The 20,948-nt window shown below is 64.8% G+C and carries 17 protein-coding genes; 8 read left to right on the top strand and 9 right to left on the bottom strand.

All coding sequences use genetic code 11. From position 1 onward, the window contains the following. Positions 1–129: 129 nt before the first annotated feature. Entirely contained in the window at positions 130–1,500 is a 1,371-nt protein-coding gene (locus HIM68_RS07990) for a PTS transporter subunit EIIC (RefSeq protein ID WP_172171185.1), read from the bottom strand. Here HIM68_RS07990 and HIM68_RS19175 point away from each other — a divergent pair. Then, entirely contained in the window at positions 1,488–1,850 is a 363-nt protein-coding gene (locus tag HIM68_RS19175; protein ID WP_172171187.1) for a glucose PTS transporter subunit EIIB, read from the top strand. The genes HIM68_RS07990 and HIM68_RS19175 overlap by 13 nt on opposite strands. A 123-nt stretch (positions 1,851–1,973) precedes the next feature. Next, a complete protein-coding gene (locus HIM68_RS08000; RefSeq protein ID WP_172171189.1) occupies positions 1,974–2,426 on the top strand; it encodes a PTS glucose transporter subunit IIA in 453 nt (150 codons plus the stop codon). Positions 2,427–2,451: 25 nt separating this feature from the next. Here HIM68_RS08000 and HIM68_RS08005 read toward each other — a convergent pair whose 3' ends face one another. Beyond that, positions 2,452–2,970, bottom strand: coding sequence for an adenine phosphoribosyltransferase (locus tag HIM68_RS08005; protein WP_172171191.1), 519 nt, complete (start codon positions 2,968–2,970; stop codon positions 2,452–2,454). A gap of 90 nt (positions 2,971–3,060) precedes the next feature. On the opposite strand from HIM68_RS08005, the gene HIM68_RS08010 reads away from it, so the two are divergent. Continuing rightward, positions 3,061–3,678, top strand: a complete 618-nt coding sequence (locus HIM68_RS08010) for a protein-L-isoaspartate O-methyltransferase (protein WP_172171193.1) — start codon at positions 3,061–3,063, stop codon at positions 3,676–3,678. Here HIM68_RS08010 and HIM68_RS08015 read toward each other — a convergent pair. From HIM68_RS08015 to HIM68_RS08025, 3 genes are all read right to left on the bottom strand, one after another. Continuing rightward, positions 3,629–4,180 (bottom strand): hypothetical protein, encoded by a 552-nt coding sequence (locus HIM68_RS08015; RefSeq protein ID WP_172171195.1) that lies wholly within the window; start codon positions 4,178–4,180, stop codon positions 3,629–3,631. The genes HIM68_RS08010 and HIM68_RS08015 overlap by 50 nt on opposite strands. 109 nt (positions 4,181–4,289) lie before the next feature. Beyond that, positions 4,290–6,110 (bottom strand): ABC transporter ATP-binding protein, encoded by a 1,821-nt coding sequence (locus HIM68_RS08020; protein WP_172171197.1) that lies wholly within the window; start codon positions 6,108–6,110, stop codon positions 4,290–4,292. Then, positions 6,107–7,897: an ABC transporter ATP-binding protein gene (locus tag HIM68_RS08025; protein ID WP_367647472.1), complete on the bottom strand. Its 1,791-nt coding sequence runs from the start codon at positions 7,895–7,897 to the stop codon at positions 6,107–6,109. Before HIM68_RS08025 ends, HIM68_RS08020 begins: the two co-directional genes overlap by 4 nt. 371 nt (positions 7,898–8,268) lie before the next feature. Between HIM68_RS08025 and HIM68_RS08030 the strand changes: the two genes are divergently transcribed. The 3 genes from HIM68_RS08030 (at position 8,269) to ilvC (ending at position 11,853) form a co-directional block, all read left to right on the top strand. Further along, positions 8,269–10,203, top strand: coding sequence for an acetolactate synthase large subunit (locus HIM68_RS08030; RefSeq protein ID WP_139468870.1), 1,935 nt, complete (start codon positions 8,269–8,271; stop codon positions 10,201–10,203). After that, positions 10,200–10,715, top strand: a complete 516-nt coding sequence (gene ilvN, locus HIM68_RS08035; RefSeq protein WP_139468869.1) for an acetolactate synthase small subunit — start codon at positions 10,200–10,202, stop codon at positions 10,713–10,715. Before HIM68_RS08030 ends, ilvN begins: the two co-directional genes overlap by 4 nt. Before the next feature lie 106 nt (positions 10,716–10,821). Then, positions 10,822–11,853: a ketol-acid reductoisomerase gene (gene ilvC, locus HIM68_RS08040; protein WP_172171199.1), complete on the top strand. Its 1,032-nt coding sequence runs from the start codon at positions 10,822–10,824 to the stop codon at positions 11,851–11,853. Between the two features lie 188 nt (positions 11,854–12,041). On the opposite strand, the gene HIM68_RS08045 is transcribed toward ilvC, so the two are convergent. The 4 genes from HIM68_RS08045 to HIM68_RS08060 all read right to left on the bottom strand — a co-directional run bounded on the left by HIM68_RS08045 (position 12,042) and on the right by HIM68_RS08060 (position 17,649). After that, positions 12,042–13,844, bottom strand: a complete 1,803-nt coding sequence (locus HIM68_RS08045; protein WP_172171201.1) for an ABC transporter ATP-binding protein — start codon at positions 13,842–13,844, stop codon at positions 12,042–12,044. A gap of 3 nt (positions 13,845–13,847) precedes the next feature. Continuing rightward, entirely contained in the window at positions 13,848–15,521 is a 1,674-nt protein-coding gene (locus HIM68_RS08050; protein ID WP_172171203.1) for an ABC transporter substrate-binding protein, read from the bottom strand. Between the two features lie 143 nt (positions 15,522–15,664). Beyond that, positions 15,665–16,663: an ABC transporter permease gene (locus tag HIM68_RS08055; RefSeq protein WP_172171205.1), complete on the bottom strand. Its 999-nt coding sequence runs from the start codon at positions 16,661–16,663 to the stop codon at positions 15,665–15,667. Beyond that, complete coding sequence (locus HIM68_RS08060) at positions 16,660–17,649, bottom strand: ABC transporter permease (RefSeq protein ID WP_172171207.1); 990 nt, start codon at positions 17,647–17,649, stop codon at positions 16,660–16,662. Before HIM68_RS08060 ends, HIM68_RS08055 begins: the two co-directional genes overlap by 4 nt. A 285-nt stretch (positions 17,650–17,934) precedes the next feature. On the opposite strand from HIM68_RS08060, the gene HIM68_RS08065 reads away from it, so the two are divergent. Then, positions 17,935–19,227 (top strand): GNAT family N-acetyltransferase, encoded by a 1,293-nt coding sequence (locus HIM68_RS08065; RefSeq protein WP_139908478.1) that lies wholly within the window; start codon positions 17,935–17,937, stop codon positions 19,225–19,227. 127 nt (positions 19,228–19,354) lie between these two features. Continuing rightward, the gene (gene serA / locus HIM68_RS08070; RefSeq protein WP_172171209.1) at positions 19,355–20,947 is read left to right on the top strand and encodes a phosphoglycerate dehydrogenase; all 1,593 of its coding nucleotides are present in this window, start codon (positions 19,355–19,357) and stop codon (positions 20,945–20,947) included. The last annotated feature ends 1 nt before the right edge of the window (position 20,948 follow it).

The following is a 20,948-nucleotide window of genomic DNA, read 5'->3' on the forward strand; positions in this document are numbered from 1 at the left end:
GCCGCCTTTCGTCACGTATGCACTGGTCAGGACGGATCCGAGGCTGATCGGGTCCGCCGGTTCGGCACCCGGTGAGGGCACCGAACCGAGCGTATAACGTCACCGGGCCCCGGAGCATTCCATGGACGGTCAGCTTCTGCCCTCGTCCTGTGCGCGCTTCTTGCCCGTGGACTCTTCGGCGGCGATCTGGGCTTCGTCGAAGACCGAAGGAGCACCGGTGCCGGTGTCGGTCTCGTCCTCGCGGCCCGGGGTGTGCAGATTGAACTTGATGATCGCCCACCGGAACAGGAAGTAGTAGATGACGGCATAGGCCAGGCCGATGACCAGCAGAAGCAGGACCGGCCCGATGCCGCCGGACAGTTCCGACGCTCGTCCGAGGTTGAGCAGATAGTCCAGCGCACCGGCCGAGAAGCCGAATCCGGATTTGATGCCGAGCGCATTCACCAATGCCAGAGATGTGCCGGTGAGCACGGCGTGGACCGCGTAGAGCGGGAATGCGACATAGGCGAAGGCGTATTCGAGCGGCTCCGTGATTCCGGTGATGAAGGCGGTCAGCGCCACCGAGAGCATGATGCCGCCGACGACTTTGCGGCGCTTCGGGTGGGCGGTGCGATAGATCGCCAGGGCCGCGGCCGGCAGCGCGAACATCATAATCGGGAAGAAGCCGGTCATGAATGACCCCGTCCAGTCGGCCGTGCCGTCCACACCGGAGAAGAAGCAGGTGATGTCGCCGTGTGCGGTGTCCCCCGAGGAGGTGGTGCACGAACCCAGTTGGAACCAGGGCAGGTTGTTCAGCAGATGGTGCAGTCCGAAGGGGATGAGGAGACGGTTGATCGTGCCGAAGACGAAGCCTGTGCCCGGGTTGGCTCCGTGCTCCATGAGGAAGCCGCCCACGCCCTTGTTGATGAGGGCGTCGAAGACAGGGTAGATGAGGGCCATGATCACGGCGATGACCATCGACGCGACCGCAGTCACGATCGGGACGAAACGGCGACCGCCGAAGAAGCCGAGGTAGGTCGGCAGTTTGATCCGGTGATAGCGCTGATAGAGCAGGGCGGTGATGATGCCGACGACGATTCCGCCGAGCACTCCGAAGTTGATGACGTTCTCGCCCTCACCGTTGTCCGAGCCGAAGCCCGGAGCCATGGCGGTGAAGACTCCGGTGAGGACCATATAGCCGACGACGGCGGCCAATGCCGTGGAGCCGTCGGCCTTCTTCGCGAAGCCGATGGCCACACCGACGGCGAAGATCAGCGGGAGGTTGTCGAACAGAGCCGAACCGGCGGCCGCGAAGACCGTCGCCACCGGCAGCAGCCAGTCCGCGAACTGGCCGAGTCCGTCGGCGCCGAGCATGTCCGGCTGGCCGAAGCGCATGAGCAGGGCCGCGGCCGGAAGCACGGCGATCGGGAGCATGAGGGAGCGCCCGACGCGTTGGAGCTGGGCGAACCCTGGTATCGCCTTCCTGCGTTTCTTCGGTGCCTCAGCGGATGCGGTGGTCATCGGATTCCTCCTCGGAAGTGGGGTCGTCGGTCACGAATCGCCGTAGACTTGTGACGCAGATCGCAGAACGTGAAATCGACGCCGGCGCGTGGACGCCGGAGATGAAGGTGACAGACATGGACAAAGCAGCACAGATCCTCGCCGGACTGGGCGGTGCCGACAACATCGACGACATCGAAGCGTGCATCACTCGCCTGCGCGTCGAGGTCGACGATGACTCTCTCGTCAACGAACAGGCGCTCACGGCAGCCGGTGCCTTCGGTGTAGTGGTGCAGGGAAGCGCGGTCCAGGTCGTCGTCGGTCCGGAGGCCGACAACCTCGTCGATGACATCGAAGACCTCATGGGCTGAGTCACGTCTTCGTCTCCTCTGCTCGCCGGTGAGCATCTGCTGGTCGACAGTGATCCTTGTCTGTAGTCTGAGGTCAGTCTAGGCGAAGTACAACTGATTTTGGAGAAAGGCGGCCTGCTGACTATGGCAGTCACGATCGCTGCACCCATCACCGGCACGGTGATCCCATTGACGGAGGTTCCCGACCCCGTCTTCGCAAAAGCGCTCGTCGGCCCCGGAGCGGCCATCGACCCCGGCGAGGCCGCGACCCTGACGGTCACGGCTCCTGTCTCAGGAAAGCTGACGAGCCTCAAACCCCACGCCTTCGTCATCTCCCACCGACCCGATCAGGGTGTGCTCGTCCACCTGGGCATCGACACCGTTCACCTGAAGGGAGGGGGTTTCACGCTCCGCGCCGAGGACGGGCAGCAGGTCGAGGCCGGCGAAGAGATCGTCGTCTGGGACTTGGCCGCCGCCCGTGAGGCGGCGAAGTCCGTGGTCGTCCCGGTCGTCGTCCTCGAAGCCGACGCCGAAAACCTGACCCTCGCCGAGGCGGGGCCGATCGCGGCCGGCGACGCCCTCATCCGAATCGGCTGAGGACGTCCGAGTCAGCTGAGGCGTCTCACTCCGCGAAGAGGGTATGAACCTCGCCCGTATGCTCGCGTCCGCCGAGCGCGGTGAGCTCAAGGACGACGGCTGAGCCGATGACCTCAGCGCCGAGATCGGCGACCAGGGACTTGGCCGCTGTGAGCGTTCCGCCGGTGGCGAGGATGTCATCGATGAGGAGGACGCGCTCGCCCTCCTTCAGCACGTCGGGGCCCTCAATCGTGGCAGTGCCGTATTCGAGCGTGTACGACACAGCAGCCGCCGGTCGCGGGAGCTTTCCGGCCTTGCGGATCGGCAGGATTCCGACTCCCGTCATCGCGGAGATGGTACCCGCGAAGAGGAAGCCACGGGCCTCGAGCCCGCCGACGATATCGAACTGACCCGCGAAAGGTTCGATGAGCGCCTCGGTGACGGCCCGCATTGCCGGACCATCGGCGAGCAGCGGGGAGATGTCGCGGAAGACCACTCCCGGTTCGGGATAGTCGGGAATTGAGGTGATGAGGCTCTGGGCGCGGCCGAGATCAGATTGAGTCACGGCACAACGATACTCGGTGACGCCATTGTGCCCTCAGCGCGGATCGGCACAATGGGAAGGTACCGAAGACCGTCGTGGATCGGAGGAGCAATGACATCGGATGCGACGCGTGATCGAATCGCCGAGGCATTCGCCCGGGTTCCGCGCGAACCCTTCCTGCCGATGGCGGAACGTCAGAACGCCTCAGACAATGTGCCCCTGCCGATCGGGCACCGGCAGACGAATTCGCAGCCGAGCACCGTCGCGGACATGCTCCGGCTGCTTGATCCGCAGCCGGGGGACGCCGTCCTCGACCTCGGATCGGGGTCCGGATGGACCTCGATGCTGCTCGCCGTCCTCGTCGGGCCGACCGGGCGGGTGCTCGGGGTCGAACGGCATCCCGAACTCGTCGAATCCTCGCGGGCGGCCATCGAAGCTGTCACCGCCGATTCCGCTGGCCGAGAGACCTTCGCCGAGGTGGTCCTCCACGAAGCCGTTACAGGTGCCCTCGGCCTCCCGGCTGAGGCACCGTTCGACCGGATCCTCGTCTCCGCCGGGGCAGAATCACTGCCCGACCAGCTCGTCGATCAGCTGACCGTCGGCGCCACCATGGTCATTCCCGTCGCAGGGGAGATGCTCCGCGTCGTTCGAGACGGTCCTGGCTCCGACGAGCTGACGATCACTCGTCACGGCTGGTATCGGTTCGTGCCGCTCGTCGTCGGCGAATGAACCAGGAAACAGTGATGGCCAAGCCGGCAAAGGCCATCGGCATAACCATGTACAAGTCCTCCGAGTCGTAGAGGGGAGTCCTCCACGACCACGGCAGCAGGGGGTGGCCGAGTTTCGCCTCGGCCACGATGAGTCCACAGAGTGCGGGGAAGAAGACCACGCCGATGAGCAGCCCTGACCAGGAGGTCTTCTCGGTCTCATCAATGGAAGGAACGTCCAGCTCGATTCCACGCTTGCGCGCATAGCCTTGGACCGCACGGCGTGGCAGATCGAATGTCGTTGCGACCATCACAAGCATTCCTGCCCACCACAGTTCCGAGGCAATCAAGAGCAGGGCGATGATCGCCGCGGTCCACCTCGTCACCTGACCGCCGCGGGCAATGGCGTCGCCGATGATCCGACGCTCCTCCGTTCGGCTGCTCATCTCGGCATCGCTGTCGATCTCGACCACATCGTCGATGTCGGCCGCTGCTTCGGTCTCGTTCTGTGTCTCGGAGTTCACGGGCGTCCTCCTCGTCGATTCGGCTCGTCTTATATACAGCAACATACTTTGCTGGAACTGCTGAGTCGACCACGCTGGTGATGACGAGCGGCAGGAGGACGGGAGGACCTCACACGAGGGAGTCGCGCCAGGCCTGGTGCAGCTGTGCGAACTTCCCGGTGCCGGAGATGAGTTCGTCGGGTGTGCCGTCCTCGATGATCCGACCGGATTCCATGACCAGCACGCGGTCGGCGATCTCGACAGTGGACAGGCGGTGGGCGATGATGATCGCTGTCCGGCCCTCGAGCACCGTGGCCAGAGCGTTCTGCACCAGCCGCTCGGACGGGATGTCGAGGTGCGCAGTCGCCTCGTCGAGGACGACGACATCCGGATCGGCGAGGAACACCCTGGCGAAGGACACGAGCTGACGCTGGCCAGAACTCAACCGGCCGCCGCGCTTCTTCACATCCGTGGCATAGCTCTCGGGCAGCCGGCGGATGTACGCGTCCAAGCCGACCGCGGTCGCAGCCGCCACGACATCGTCATCGCTGGCGCCCGGATTGCCGATGCGGATGTTGTCGGCAATGGTGCCGGCGAAGAGGAACGACTCCTGCGTCACCATGACAACCGACGATCGCAGCTGTGCATCGTCGAGGTCACGCAGATCCACCTCGTCGAGGGTGATCCGTCCAACGCTTGGATCGTAGAAGCGGGTGACGAGCTTGACCAGGGTCGACTTGCCCGCGCCGGTGGCGCCGACGAGCGCGACGATCTGTCCCGCCGGGATGTGGAGATCGAAGCGGGGGAGGACGTCGGGGCCGTCGGAGTAGGCAAAGCGGACGTCGTCGAGATCGAGGGCACGACCGCTGGCAGCCGCGTCACTGGTTGCGTGCGCAGGCAGAGCCTGCGGCTGGGTCGGTTCGACCACCTCGGGGTCGGTGTCGAGCACCGCCGCGATCTTCTCCAGCGCCGCCGAGGCGGACTGGTAGAGATTGAAAGCCTGAACGAGTTCATCGAGAGGACCGTAGAAACGACGCAGGTAGAGGATGAAGGCGGCGAGCACGCCGATCTGCGTCCACCCCTCGATGACGAGCCACGCACCGATGACGATGATGACCGTCTGCGTGACGTTGCCGATCAGCCGCGTCCACCCGGCGAACCAGGCCACCCCGCGCAGGGCATCCGTGTTCGCATCCCGATACCGGGCATCCTGATCGCTCAAGGTCCCGCGCCGCTCGGGCTGACGCCGGTACGCCTGCACGGCGCGGATGCCGCCCATCGTCTCGACGAAGTGGACGATGACCTTCGCGATCGACGTCCGCGTGCGCCGGTAGGCGCTGCGCTGAGTCGAATGCGCCGCCTTCGTGATGAAGAACAGCGGCACGAATCCAGCGAAGACGACGATCGCCAGCGGCACATCGAGGACGACGAGGGTGACGGCGATGAAGAGCATCTGCAGCACCGCCAGCGCCGTGTCGAAGAGCGAATACGACAGGAACTGCTGCACCGATTCCATGTCCGAGGTCTGCCGGGACACGAGCCGACCCGAGGTCGACGTCTCGTGATAACCCAGGTCAAGACGCTGAACATGGGTGAAGACCCGCTCGCGCAGGGTGAAGAGGATCCGCTGAGCGGTGATCCCGACGAGCCTGGTCGACGTGAACGCCAAGATCGCCGAGGCGATTGCTGAGACCACGAAGAGCGTGACCGCCCGGATCAGGGGATCCATATCGCCGTCGATGGCTGCGGGCACACCTCGATCGAGGGCATCAGCGATGAACACCGGCCCGATGACCATCAGCGCAGCCGTGAGCACGACGATGACGGCGAGGAAGACGGCCATCGCCAGGTGCGGCCTGACCAGCGACATCAGCAGGGTGCGGGCCTTCTTCGCAATGTCCGGCGGCAGCGACTCGATCTCGTCGTCGCTGTCGAGACGTGGCATGCTCATGGTGTCCCTCCTTCCTTCGCCGAGGCGGCCGCACCCGGATACGTGTGTGCATCGGCTTTCGCGCTCGCCCCCATGAGTTCGCGGTAGAGCTTCGAGGACTCGAGCAGCTGTTCGTGGGTGCCGAGCGCTGCGATCCGGCCCTCGTCGAGCACCGCCACCACATCGGCCAATGCCGCTGTGGATGGGCGGTGGGCGATGATGAGAGTCGTCGAATCCGGCAGGATCTCCCGCAGGGCCCGCTGCACCCGATCCTCGGTGTCGACGTCGACGGCCGAGAGCGGGTCGTCGAGAACGAGGATGCGCGGACGCCCGATGACCGCACGAGCCAGAGCGAGGCGCTGACGCTGACCGCCGGAAAGCGACAGTCCCTGTTCGCCGACCTGCGTATCCAGACCATCGGGCAGTCGGGAGACGAAATCCTTCGCCGCCGCGATCTCGAGGGCCTCCCAGATCTCTTCCTCGCCCGCGCCCGGGGAACCCATCTCGACGTTCTCGGCCACAGAAGTCGAGAACAGGATCGGGTCCTCGAAGGATACGGACACGAGGTGACGCAGCTCGTTCACCGGCATGTCCCGGATATCGACGTCGTCGATGCTCACCGTGCCGGCGGAGACGTCCTGAAGCCTGGGCACCAGAGACGCCAGAGTCGTCTTCCCCGAGCCGGTTGCCCCGACGAGAGCGAGAGTCTGACCGGGCTCGATGGTGAGATCGAGACCGCGCAGGGTCAGTCGCTCGGTATCGGCGAAGTGGAAATCGACGTCGTCGAAACGCAGCTTCCCGCGGTAGTGGCCGACTTCGGGAGCATCGTCGACACCGCCGTCGGTATCGGTGATGTCATGGCGGATGTCGATGACCTCCCAGTACCGTCCTGCGGCGGTCAGCGCCATGAGCGCATCGGCGAGCAGGAAGCCGAGCATCTCGATGGGCATCCGCAGCACCATCGAGATCGTCACGGCCGCCACGACCGTGCCGATCGTCGTCCAGCCCTCGATGACACCCCACGTGCCGACGGCGACGATCGCGGCCTGAGCCAGGGTCGGCAGCAGCAGGAGCACGCTCCACAGCCAGGAGTCGAGCTTCGCTTTGCGGATCTCCAAGGATTTCAGCCGGGTGGAGATCTCGGAGAAGCGCTCGGCGGCCCAGGGGGAGCGTCCGAACGACTTGAGGATGCGGATGCCCTGGATGGACTCCTCGACGTCGGTGGTCAGTTCGCCCATAGTGTCCTGCGACCGACGGGAGGTCTCCCGATAGTGCTTCTCGAAGACGGCGACCGCGATGATCGCCGGCACTGCCATGATGATCATGATCAGACCGAAGACGGGCTGCATGATCACGAGCATCACCGTGCCGACGGCGAGCACGATCGGTGTGGAGAGGAGGAACGGGAGCCCGAATGCGAAGAAGCGACGCAGCTGAGACAGATCATTCACCGCGCGCGAGAGGAGCTGGCCGGACTCCCAGGAGTCGTGGATCGCCACCGAGGTGTACTGCAGACGATCGAACAGGCGCGAACGCCACGTCACCTCCCAATGGGAGACGACGGGAGCGACGACCATGCGCCGTGCCCACATCCCGACAGCCTCGGCGATGCCGATGAACAGGACCCCGAGGACCGGCAGCCACAGGCCCGACAGATCGCGGTGGGCGATGGGCCCGTCGACGATGTAGCCGGTGATCACGGGGACGATGAGCTGGATTCCGTTGGCCAGGAGAGTGAGGACGAGCACGAGGACGTACACGCCGATGCGGGAGCGGAGGTCAGGCCAGAAACGGAGGAGGGGGCGCACGAGAATCCAGCCTAGTCGCAGACTGTGATCTATTCCACGAATCCGGCAAACAGGCTTCCCGTTTCTCTGTGCGCTGAAAATTGAGGTCGAGCGGAACGGCGGTGGGGAATGGGGACGCTGGGCCGCCTCGGCGAGTCTCGCCTGGCAATCATCGTCGGTCTCGAATGTCGGGACGAACGTTTGCGAGGTTTGACACCCTCGAGTGCTGCGGGGAACTATTGAGGCATGACTCACCTTCTTGTCGTCGTTATTACCCAGCGCGCGGATCTTCCGTAGCCTGTCGAGACGACACGTTCCGCGCGCCCCTACCGAATCCGGAGGGGCTTTTTTAATGCGGAGATGAGAAGGAAACCCAGGAAGGATAGGAATCGATGGCAGCCAAGCCCTCGACCGCGAAAGACACGGGCACTCAACCCGCGTCCGCACCGGTCACAGCCACACCGTCCAGCATTCGCCGCAACACCGGGCCGGAGGTCCTCACCGGCGCACAGGCGATCGTCCGCAGCCTCGAGAAGCTCGAGGTCGACACGGTATTCGGGCTTCCCGGCGGAACCATCCTTCCCACCTACGACCCGCTGTTCGAGACGGACAAGATCCGTCACATCCTCGTCCGTCACGAGCAGGGCGCCGGCCACGCGGCCGAAGGCTATGCGGCCGCATCGGGCAAGCTCGGCGTGTGCATCGCCACCTCGGGTCCGGGCGCGACCAACCTCATCACGGCTCTGGCCGATGCGCACATGGACTCCGTGCCGATGCTCGCGATCACGGGTCAACAGGCCTCGTCGCTGCTCGGCACCGACGCCTTCCAGGAAGCCGATATCGTCGGCATGACGATGCCGGTGACCAAGCACAGCTTCCTCGTCACACGTGCCGAGGACATTCCGGCGGCGCTCGTCAACGCCCACCACATCGCGACAACCGGCCGTCCCGGCCCCGTGCTCGTCGACATCACCAAGGATGCGCAGACCGGCACGGCCCCGTTCGTCTGGCCGGAAGAGCCGGTGCTGCCCGGCTACCGCCCGATCCTCAAGCCGCACGCCAAGCAGATCCGCGAGGCCGCACGCCTGATGTCCGAGGCTCAGCGCCCGGTGTTCTACATCGGCGGTGGAGTCATCCGCTCGGAGGCTGAGAAGGAGCTGCTGCGCCTGGCAGAGGCCACGAACATCCCCGTGGTGACCACGCTCATGGCGCGCGGAGCCTTCCCCGACTCGCATCAGCTGCACTTGGGCATGCCCGGAATGCACGGCAGCGTGCCTGCCGTCACCGCCTTCCAGAAGGCCGACCTGCTCATCGCCATCGGTGCCCGCTTCGACGACCGCGTGACCGGAAAGCTGGACTCGTTCGCCCCGAACGCCCAGGTCATCCACGCCGATATCGACCCTGCCGAGATCGGCAAGAACCGAGAGGTTGATGTCGCCATCGTCGGCGATGCCCGCGAAGTGCTCGCCGAGATGCTCGCAGAGATGCGCAGCAAGTTCCCCAAGGCTCTGGAACGCCAGCGCGAACCGTGGTGGCGCTTCCTCAACCGTCTCAAGCAGACCTACCCGCTCGGCTATGAGACGCACGGCGAACTGTGCGATCCGCAATACGTCATCTCCCGGATCTCTGCGCTCACCGGCCCCGAGGCGGTCTATGCCGCAGGCGTGGGGCAGCACCAGATGTGGGCCGCTCAGTTCATCGAATTCGAACGCCCCAAGTCCTGGCTGAACTCCGGCGGGCTCGGCACCATGGGCTACTCCGTGCCCGCGGCCATGGGTGCGAAGGTCAGCCAGCCCGACCGCGTGGTGTGGGCGATCGACGGTGACGGCTGCTTCCAGATGACGAATCAGGAGCTGGCCACCTGTGCGCTCAACAACATCCCGATCAAGGTCGCGATCATCAACAACTCGTCGCTGGGCATGGTCCGTCAGTGGCAGACCCTGTTCTACGACGGCCGCTACTCGAACACCGACCTCAACACCGGGCACGAGACGATCCGCATCCCCGACTTCGCCAAACTGGCCGAAGCCTACGGCTGTGAGGCGATCCGCGTGGACCGCAACGAGGATGTCGACGCCGCGATCGAGAAGGCGCTGTCGATCAATGACCGACCGGTCGTCCTCGACTTCACGGTCCCACCGGATGCGATGGTGTGGCCGATGGTCGCGGCAGGCGTGTCGAACGATGAGATCGAGTACGCCCGCGGCATCCGTCCCGAGTTCGACGGAGAGGGCGAAGAGGAGGCCGAGGCCGCCATCGCCGAGGCCGGAGCGAACGAAGACGGCACGGTGCGTTCCGTGGCTCAGATCGAAGGAGGCCTGGAATGAACAGCAGCCGACATACACTCTCTGTCCTGGTCGAGAACAAGCCCGGCGTGCTCACCCGGTTCACCGGGCTCATCGCCCGCCGCGGCTTCAATATCCACAGCCTCGCCGTCGGTGTGACAGAACATGAGGAGCTGAGCCGGATCACCGTCGTCGTCGACGTCAACGACGTTCCGCTGGAACAGGTGACGAAGCAGCTGAACAAGCTCGTCAACGTCATCAAGATCGTCGAACTCGAACCCGAGTCCTCGGTGCGTCGTGCGCACATCATCTACAAGGTGAAGGCGAATGCGGCCACACGACCCCAGGTCGCCTCGGCGGTGGAGATGTTCCGGGCGAAGATCGTCGACGTCGGACCCGACTCCGTGAGCATCGAGGCCACCGGTGAGCTCGGCAAGGTCGAAGCCCTGCGCGAGGTCCTCGAACCCTTTGGGATCAAGGAGATCGTGCAGTCGGGAACCGTGGCCATCGGCCGCGGGGCGAAGTCGATCACCGACCGCGCACTGCGTGGCTGATTTCGCGTTCCAACTTGTGGAACCCCGCTCATCTCAATACGTGAACAGCAGTACCGAACTGTGAAACAATGGGGACATCACCCCGTAACCCGAAGGAGCTAGAACTATGGCAGCAGAACGCTATTACGACGACAATGCAGACCTGTCGATCATCCAGGGCAAGAAGGTCGCCGTCATCGGCTACGGCAGCCAGGGCCACGCCCACTCGCTGAGCCTGCGCGACTCCGGCGCCGAAGTCCGCATCGGCCTCAAAGAAGGCTCGGCCAGCCGCGACAAGGCCACGGCAGAGGGCCTCGAGGTCGGCACCCCCGCCGAGGTGGCCGCATGGGCCGATGTCATCACCATCGCCGCACCCGACCAGGTTCAGGCCGAGATCTTCAACAACGAGATCAAGGATCAGCTGGCTCCCGGCAAGACCCTCGTGTTCATCCACGGCTTCAACATCCGCTACGACTACATCAAGGCTCCCGAGGGCGTCGACGTCATCATGGTCGCCCCGAAGGGTCCCGGCCACGTGCTTCGTCGTGAGTTCGTCGACGGCCGCGGTGTGCCCGTGCTCGTCGCCGTCGAGGTCGACGCCTCCGGCAAGGCCTGGGACACCGTGCTGTCCTACGCCAAGGGCATCGGCGGCCTGCGCGCCGGCGGCATCAAGACCACCTTCACCGAGGAGACCGAGACCGACCTGTTCGGTGAGCAGACCGTGCTCTGCGGCGGTGTCTCGCACCTCGTCCAGTACGGCTTCGAGACCCTGACCGAGGCCGGCTACCAGCCCGAGATCGCCTACTTCGAGGTCCTCCACGAGCTCAAGCTCATCGTCGACCTCATGGTCGAGGGCGGCATCGCCAAGCAGCGTTGGTCCTGCTCCGACACCGCTGAGTACGGCGACTACGTCTCCGGCCCGCGGGTCATCACCCCCGAGGTGAAGGAGAACATGAAGGGCGTCCTCGACGACATCCAGAACGGAAAGTTCGCCGAGCGCTTCATGAACGACCAGAAGAACGGCGCACCGGAGTTCAAGGAGCTGCGTGCCAAGGAAGAGCAGCACCCGATCGAATCCACCGGTCGCGAGCTGCGCAAGATGTTCGCATGGCTCAAGGACTCCGACGACGACTACACCGAGGGCACTGCCGCTCGCTGAGTCGGAATCATCGGCTGAGTCTCAACCTCGCCGAGGCGGCCCCAACGCTGCGATGCTATGACCGCCCCAGCTGGGAGAGCTGAGAGAAGGAGCCCTGGACACCATTCGGTGTCCAGGGCTCCTTCACATTCACAGATCTCGGCTGGTCAGACGGCCGGTGCTGTCACTCTGGCAGCCGGCTCGCCGGGTCACGCGGCCAGCCGGGCAGCGCGTCTGGCGGCTTGGATCTGCGGATCCGGCAGGGGAGCGGATTCGATGAGCTCCTTCGTATACGCCTGCTGGGGCGCAGTGAGCACTTGAGCGCTCGTGCCCTGTTCGACGATCGCTCCATGCCTGAGCACGACGACGGTGGAGGCGAGCTGCTCGATGACTGCAAGGTCATGACTGATGAACAGACAGGCGAAATCGTGGACCTCGTGGAGTTCGGCCAGCAGACGCAGCACCCCGCGTTGGACCGAAACGTCGAGCGCGGACGTCGGCTCATCGGCGATGAGCAGCTTCGGATCCAGAGCGAGTGCCCGCGCAATGGCCACACGCTGACGCTGACCACCGGAGAGCTCGTGCGGATAGCGCTCGGCGAAGTCACCGGGCAGCTGCACATCGTCGAGGAGCGCAGCCACGCGTGCGTCGATTGTGTGAGAATCGAGGCGACGATGGACCCGCAGGGGCTCGCCGATCTGAGAACCGATGGTCCGCCGCGGATTGAGTGCGCCGCGTGGGTCCTGAAAGACCACACCGATATCGGCGCGGCGACGTCGCTGAGCCCGGTTCGGGCGGGTGGACACGGCCTGACCGTCGACGAAGACCTGACCGCTGCTGAGCTTCTGCCCGCCGGTGAGGACAGTGGCGATCGTCGACTTCCCGGAACCGGATTCGCCCACGAGTCCGGTGATCGAACCGGCAGGAATCTGCAGGTCGATGCCCTCGATCGCGGTGACCGGGCCCGCCGAGCTCCTGTGCACGACTGTGGCGGATCTGAGCTCGGCGGCGATTGCCGGAGCTGTTTCTCCATCTGGTGCTGTCGATACATCCGGAGCGCTGGATGAACCGGTCTCCGGTTTCGACCTTCCAGATCCGAAGTCACCGAGGCGGGGGACCGCAGCCAGCAGCTGGCGCGTATATTCTTCCTGCGGGTCCGAGAACAGCTCGTCGACCTTGCCCTGTTCGACGATGCGACCGTTCTTCATCACGGCCACTTCGTCGGCGATATCGGCGACGACACCCATATCGTGGGTGATGAGGAGGACGGCCTGCCCTTCCTCAGTCGCTTGGGAGCGGAGAAGGTCGAGGATGCCCGTCTGGACCGTGACATCGAGAGCCGTCGTCGGTTCGTCGGCGATGAGCACACGCGGGGCATTGACCGTCGCCAAGGCGATCATCGCTCGCTGCAGCTGACCACCCGATAGCTGATGCGGATAGGCTCGCATGATCCGGTCCGGGTCGTCGAGGCCGACCTTGACCAACTGGGCTCGTACCCGGTCTCTCACCGATGTTTCGGCAGCAGATGCGGCACCGGCCGTCGCCTCCGCACCTCCAGCGGGTTCTGCTCCACCCGGCGAAGAGCCCGCGCGGTGACGGTGAGCACGAACCGCCTCGGCGATCTGATGACCGAGGCGGAACATCGGATTGAACGCGCTCATCGGCTCTTGGAAGACGACGCCGATCTCCGCCCCACGCACTCCGCGCAGCCCGGTGGGGTCGAGCCCGACGAGTTCACGGCTGTCTGCAGCTGTACCGGTTAGGCCCGCAGAGCTCAGAAGCACGGACCCCGTCTGCTCCGCGCTTCCTGCCAAGCCGAGTGCAGCCAGTGCGGTCACGGACTTGCCCGAACCGGACTCGCCGACGAGGGCGAGGATCCGGCCGGGAACGAGGTCGAAAGACACCTCACGGGTGATGGCCTTCGGTCCGAACGACACGCTGTGGTCACGATAGGACAGTGCAGCGCGGTCAGTCGGAACGGTCTCAGGCGACGGCGCAGAATCGGCAACCATGGATCAGCCCTTCAGCGATGCCTTGAAGTATACCGGGTAGGCGGGGAAGTCGCCGATGACGAAGTTCTCCACGTTCGACCCGTGCAGGTAGGAGTTCTTGTTATAGGTCAGCGGTACGATCGGCGCCTGCTCCATGATCGCCTTGTCGGCCTCGGCCCAGACCTTCTGCGCTGCGGTCGGGTCGACGGTCTCGGTGGCCTTCTTGATGAGGGCATCGACCTTCTCATCGGAGAAGTGCGAAATGTTGTAGTTGCCGTTGCCGATCTGTGAGGAGTCGAAGAGCGGAGCGATATTGCCGTTGGCCGATGGGAAGTCCGGCTGCCAGGAGCTCAGGGCGAGATCGTAGTCGCCCTTGGCATCCGTTGCGTCGGCGGAGAAGGTGTTCGAGTCGACGGATTTGATGGTCACCTTGATATCGGCGCGTGCCAGTGCTTCCTGGACAGCTTCTGCTTCGGACACGGAGGTGGCGTCATTGGCGACGAGCAGCTTGAGGTCACCGAGCTTCTCTCCGGATTCCTCGAGCAGGGACTTCGCCTTCTCCACATCGCCTTCCGGCTTCGCCTCGTACAGGTCGTAGTCGACGCGTCCGGGGATGCCTGGGGTGATGAGGGTCGAGGCGAAGTCGCCCGAGATCTCGCCTCCGGCGGCGATGCGGAACGTGTCCTTGTTCACCGCATAGTTGATCGCCTGACGAACCTTGACGTTGTCGAGTCCCTTCGAATCGTTGTTCATCGCCAGGTATGACAAAGCTCCGGGGCCTGAGGTGACCAGACGCGACTTCGCATTCGGATCGTTCTGCACCTGGGCGAGCTGAGCAGCGGGCACGAAGCTTGCCGAGAAGCCGTTCTTCGCATCCCCGGAATCGGAGATGAGCGCCTGCGCAGTCACCGAAGCATCCTGACCGAGTTTGAAGACGACTTCGTCGGGGCCGGCGGTGCGCACCGGATCGGTCTTCTCATCCCAATTGTCATTGCGGGTCAGCACCGCCTCGGCACCGGACTTGTTCGACTCGACCTTGTACGGACCCGATGCGATGGGATCGAGGCCGTATTTGCCCGGATCGTCCTTCGACTCGGGCACGGGGGAGAAGGCCGGCATCGACGCGATCCACGGGAAGTCGCCGAACGAGGAATCGAGGTGGAAGACGATCGTCTTCTCATCAGGAGTCTCGACGGACTTGAGCTCCTTGCCCTTGAACGGGCCCGCATAGTCATCGCCGCCCTCAAGCAGCGTCTTGTGATAGCTGAGCCCTCCGGAGAGTTCGGTGGAGAAGGAGCGTTCGATGCCGTACTTGATATCGGCCGAGGTGATCTCCGAGCCGTCTTCGTACTTCAGCCCGTCCCTCAGCGTGAAGGTCCAGGTCTTGCCGTCGTCGCTGGCTGTACCGGTGTCAGTGGCGAGATCCGGGACGACCTTCGCCTGTTTGCCTGGCTGGATGTCCCAGGTGGTCAGGCGGCGGTGGACGAACGACAGGGACGTGATCGCCAGGCCCTGGCTCTTGCCCGGATCGAAGTCCATGTCCGGGGCGTCGGAGAAGATGTTGAGCGTCCCGCCCTTGTGCGTTTCGCCGAGGGTGTTGGACTCCCCGCCGTCCTCGTTCAGTTCAGGGTTGGCATTGCAGCCGGTGAGGACGAGACCCAAGGACAGGGTGGCGGCGATGAGTGCTGCGCGTTTCATGGTGTGCCTTTCGGATGTGCGGCGCTGACTGCGTCGCGAAGTCGGTCAAGAGACGAATGAGGAGGAGAGCTGGTATCGACATCGCCGCCGAGGCGGCCCCGTGCGCATGTGTTCGTGTGCGGTGCTCATCGGCCGGTCACCGTTCATCGGACGGCCTTGATTCGCGGGTCGAGCAGCGAATAGCTGAGATCGGCCAGCAGGTTGGCGATGATGACGACGGCGGCTGCGAAGAGAGTCACACCGACGATGACCTGGATGTCGAGGTTCGACACCGATTCGAGCAGCAGAGTCCCGACTCCGCCGAGCCCGAAGACCTTCTCCGTGATCACGGCCCCGCCGAGGAGTCCGCCGATATCGATGGCGAAGAGGGTGGTCAGAGGAACCACGAGGTTGCGCAGGCCGTGTTTGCCGATCACCGTCGTTTCGGACAGTCCCTTGGCCCTGGCAGTGCGGATGAAGTCCTGGCTGAGCACTTCGAGCATCTGTCCGCGAGTGAGCCGGGCATAGATGGCGCCGTTGGCGATGGCGAGCACGATCCACGGCAGGATGAGGTGGAAGGCCCACATTCCGGGGTTCTCGGTGAACGGCACGTAGCCGCCGATCGGCAGCACATTGAGGGTGAAGCCGAAGAGGAGGATGCCGAGCAGCCCGAGCAGATAGGTCGGTGCGGAGATGCCGGTGATGGCGGCGCCCATGACCGTGCTGTCGGCGGCAGTTCCGCGTTTGAGAGCGGCGATGAGACCGGCGGCTATTCCGCCGATTCCCCACAGGACCGCAGCTCCGAGGGTGAGCGAGAACGTGATCGGCAGGCGGTCGATGACGAGATCGGTGACCGAATCGCGCAGACGGAACGAATACCCGAAGCAGGGTGCGTTGCAGTGGATTGCGGCCGCGCCCTCACCATAGGTGCGCCCGCCGACGATGCCGCCGAGGAAGTCGAAGAGCTGCTTCCACCAGGCCTGATCGACGCCGAGATAGCGCTCGACCTCGGCCAGACGTTCCGGGGAGCAGGGTTTGCCGCACGAATACTGTGCCGGGTTCGCAGGCATGAGGTAGAAGATCGCGAAGCACGCAGCGGCGATGATGAGCAGTACGAAGGCCGCGCCGAGGAGGCGCATGAGGATGAATTTCGTGCGGTTCATGCCTGCCCTCCCGCGCTCAGCGGATCAGTCGAGACGGGAGCAGCCGCGGGGGCCGCCTCGGTGCTGGTGGTTGTCGAGGCCTCAGCCTCGGACGGGTCGAGGGCATCGCGGAGGCCGTCGCCGAACATGTTGAATCCGAGCGTGACGAGGAACAGTGCCATTCCGGGGAAGATGAGATACATCGGGTCGACTTGGACCCAGCTGATGGCATCGGAGATCGATCGGCCCCATGACGGAGTGGGCGGGTTGACGCCGACGCCGAGGAAGGACAGCGCAGCCTCGGCGCCGATCTTGCCCGGAATCGACACTGTCGTGAAGACGATGATGGTGGCGAGGATGTTCGGAATGATCTCGCGGATGATGATGCGGCCGCTGCCGATGCCCTGCGCCGCGGCGGCGCGGACGAATCCGCGCTCCCGCAAGGACAGGGTCTCGCTGCGGACGACGCGGGCGATCGACGGCCAGCCGAAGAACCCGATGACGAGGATGAGCAGCAGCGGTCGGGGGACGCTGGCCGGGACCGTTGCGGACAATGCGATGGCGAAGATGAGGAACGGGAAGCCGAAGATGATGTCGGTCAGCCTGGAGAGCAGACGGTCAGCGACTCCACCGTAGAAGCCGGCGATGAGGCCGACGGCGACGCCGACGATGATGGACACCGCGGTGGAGGCAAGACCGATGAGCAGTGACACCTGCGCCCCATAGCTGACGATGGCGAAGAGATCTCGGCCCGTGCGGGGTTCGACGCCGAACCAGTGTTGAGCACTTACTCCGCCCAATGGTTCGGTCGGGGCTGTGTCAGGGCCGAGTGCATCCGGGTTGTAGGCATACGGGCTGTTGCCGGTGATCGCAGAGAATGCGGGAGCGAGCGCAGCGAGGGCGACGAAGAAGACGACGAGCGCGAGGCCGATCATGGCGGGACGGGACCGCCTCAGGCGCGTCCAGGCGGTGATGCGCTGACCGCGTGGGGGTGGTGCTTGAGCCATGTTCTGCTTTCTTCGACGGCGTCGCCGTTCTTGAGTCGAGCGGGTGTGCTCGGAGAAGGGCGGGTGCGACCCGGAGGTGGCCGGGTTCGGCTTGGTTGCCTGAACTGCTCAACAATTATTACTCCTGAATTCCTCCTGGGCAAAGTCTGGATGCTTTCTCGGTCTGCGGACGGTCGGCTCCCGTGGGCGGCGATCGGCCGGTCCGTCTGGGATCTGTGAGCCCTCTGCCTAGCCTGAGCGCAATCATTCGTGGGCATGGAGGGTGATCTGGACTACTGTGGATGTGTGACGAATTACAGATTCGAAGACTTCGAGCCCACCATCGACGAAGCCGCCGGCGAGCCGGATGAGCGCACCAAGGCGTACTTCGCCTCGACGAGTGTGGGCTTCCACGACCCGCGTTCGACGGATGCGGCCCTGGTGGGCAGGGTGAAGCGGGCGATCGCCGATGGGCGCAAGCTCACCGCCGTCTACGCCGACCAGGAGTTCGGCCACGGATTGGATTCGTCGATCCCGGTCGCGACCTTTGCCTGGTTCGAAAAACTCGTCAACGTCGGCGGCGGTCGGCTGGTCCCGGGTCACCTCATCACCTGGATCACGGTGCGACCGACCCACCGGCGGCGCGGTCTGCTGCGGTCGCTGATGACCACGGACCTCGCCGAGGCGAAGGCGGCCGGCTACCCGTTCGCCGCACTGACCGCGACCGAAGGCGGAATCTACTCGCGCTTCGGCTTCGGTGTGGCGACCTGGCTGCGTTCGATCGAGGTCGACACCTCTCCCGGCTTCAAAATGGTCCGCGAACCCGATCGCCGTGTCGAGATGTGCCTGCCCAGCGAGCTGCGCGAACTCGCTCCGAAGATCTACGACCGTTTCATGCGGACCTCGCCCGGGGCGATGGAGCGCCAGCAGACCTACATCGAACGCGCCACCGGCGCCCTGAACACTGAGACGGGCGAAGAGGACCGCGGCGTCCGCGCGGCCCTGCACTTCGACGAACAGGGCGAGCCCGACGGCTATGTGTCCTACAAGTTCGCCGGCTGGTCGAAGACCCCGCCGACCGTCGACATCATCGACTTCGTGGCCGTCACCGATGCGGCCTACGCCTCCCTGTGGTCGTTCCTCGCCGCCATCGACCTGTCGACCCGCGTGACCTTCGGCGAGTCCGCCGAATACTCCCCGCTGCCGTGGCTGCTCACCGATTCCAGGCGTGTGAAGACCGTCGCGAGCGAGGACAATATCTGGATCCGCATCCTCGACGTCAAGGCCGCACTCGAAGCCCGGCCCTGGTACGTGCCCGGAACGCTGACGATCGACATCGACGATTCCCTCGACCTCGCAGGGGGACGCTTCACGATCACCTCGGATGGTGAGAGCGCCGAGGTGACCCCTGCCTCCGATTCGACGCCGGCAGACCTGGGGCTCGGCATCGCCGAGCTCGGGTCCCTGTACCTCGGCGGCGCCGATCCCGTCATCCTCGCGCGGGCCGGACGCATCGATGAGCAGACGCCGGGATCCGCCGTACTCGCCAGCGCAATGTTCAGCCTCGGTCGGGCACCGTATTCTCCGAACGGATTCTGAGCACGCCGCGGATTCTGAGCAACCCGAACGGTCTGTTGAGCGATTCTTCCCAGAATCTGAGACCTTGTGAAGGAATCCTGAAAGTCTCATAAGGTGGACGCGTCCCGGACGCAACAGGAGGAAATCAGTGCCCAAGCCCGTCGTGCTCATCGCCGAAGAACTGTCACCGGCCACCATCGAAGCTCTCGGAGGAGACTTCGAGATCCGTCACACCGAGGGCGCCGACCGATCCCAGCTCCTGCCCGCCATCGCCGACGCCGATGCGATCCTCGTCCGGTCTGCCACGCAGGTCGACGCCGAAGCCATCAACGCTGCGAAGAAACTCAAGGTCATCGCCCGCGCCGGCGTCGGACTCGACAATGTCGATGTCCCCGCGGCCACCTCGGCGGGTGTCATGGTCGTCAACGCACCCACGTCGAACATCATCTCCGCAGCCGAGCTGACGATGGCCCACATCCTCGGCTCGGCTCGCTACTTCGGTGCCGGAAACACCTCGCTGAAGGCGGGGGAGTGGAACCGGAAGAAGTACACCGGCGTCGAACTCTACGAGAAGACCCTGGGCATCGTCGGCCTCGGCCGCATCGGCGGACTCGTCGCCGAACGCGCGAAGGCCTTCGGCATGCGACTCGTCGGCTACGACCCCTACATCACCCAGGCCCGCGCGGCTCAGATGGGCGTCGAGGTCCTCGACCTGCCCGGTCTGCTCGCCGTGTCCGACTTCGTCACCGTGCACATGCCGAAGACGCCGGAGACGGTCGGCATGATCAGCACCGAGGAGCTCAAAGCCGCCAAGCCCGGAGCCCGGTTCATCAACGTCGCCCGCGGCGGCATCATCGACGAGGCAGCCCTGGCCGAGGCTGTGGCCAACGGCGAGGTCGGCGGTGCCGGAATCGACGTCTGGAACGTCGAACCGCCGGAGCACTCGGCACTCATGGATCTCGATGCCGTCAACGTCACCCCGCATCTGGGCGCCTCGACTCATGAGGCCCAGGAGAAGGCCGGCGTCGCCGTGGCGAAGTCCGTGCGCAAGGCCCTGGCCGGGGAACTCGTCCCCGACGCGGTCAACGTCGCAGGTGGCGCCATCCACGAGGATGTGCGCCCGGGCATTCCCCTGGCCGAGCGTCTGGGCCGGGTCGTCAACGCTCTGGCGGACTCCTCGGTCACGCACTTCAAGGTCGAGGTCAACGGCGAGATCGCCGACAAGGACGTCTCCGTCCTCAAGCTCTCCGCGCTCAAAGGCCTGTTCAAGGACGTCGTGTCCGATCAGGTCTCCTATGTCAACGCTCCGCTGCTGGCCGAAGAGCGTGGAATCGGCGTCGAGCTCGTCACCGATCCGTACTGCGAATCGTTCCGCAACATCACCCGACTTACCGCGACGACGAGCACCGGGCAGCGCATCTCCGTGTCCGGCACGGTCACCGGTCCGAAGCTCGTGCAGAAGCTCACCGAGGTCGACGGCTACTCGCTCGAGATCGAACTGACCGACAACCTGCTGATCTTCCGCTACGAGGACCGTCCGGGAATCATCGGTCAGCTGGGTCTGGCGCTCGGTGCGAACAACGTCAACATCGCGGGAATGCAGGTCTCGCCTGCGTCGACGAGCAACGAGGCGCTGTCCGTGCTCGCCGTGGATTCGGTCGTCTCGGACGAGGTCGTCAAGGCCGTGGCCGGTGCCGTGAACGCCTCGGCCTTCACCGGCGTCTCGCTCCAGGAGGACTGAG

Origin of the sequence: Brevibacterium sp. CT2-23B (assembly GCF_013168765.1) — a bacterium.
Lineage (GTDB): Bacteria > Actinomycetota > Actinomycetes > Actinomycetales > Brevibacteriaceae > Brevibacterium > Brevibacterium sediminis.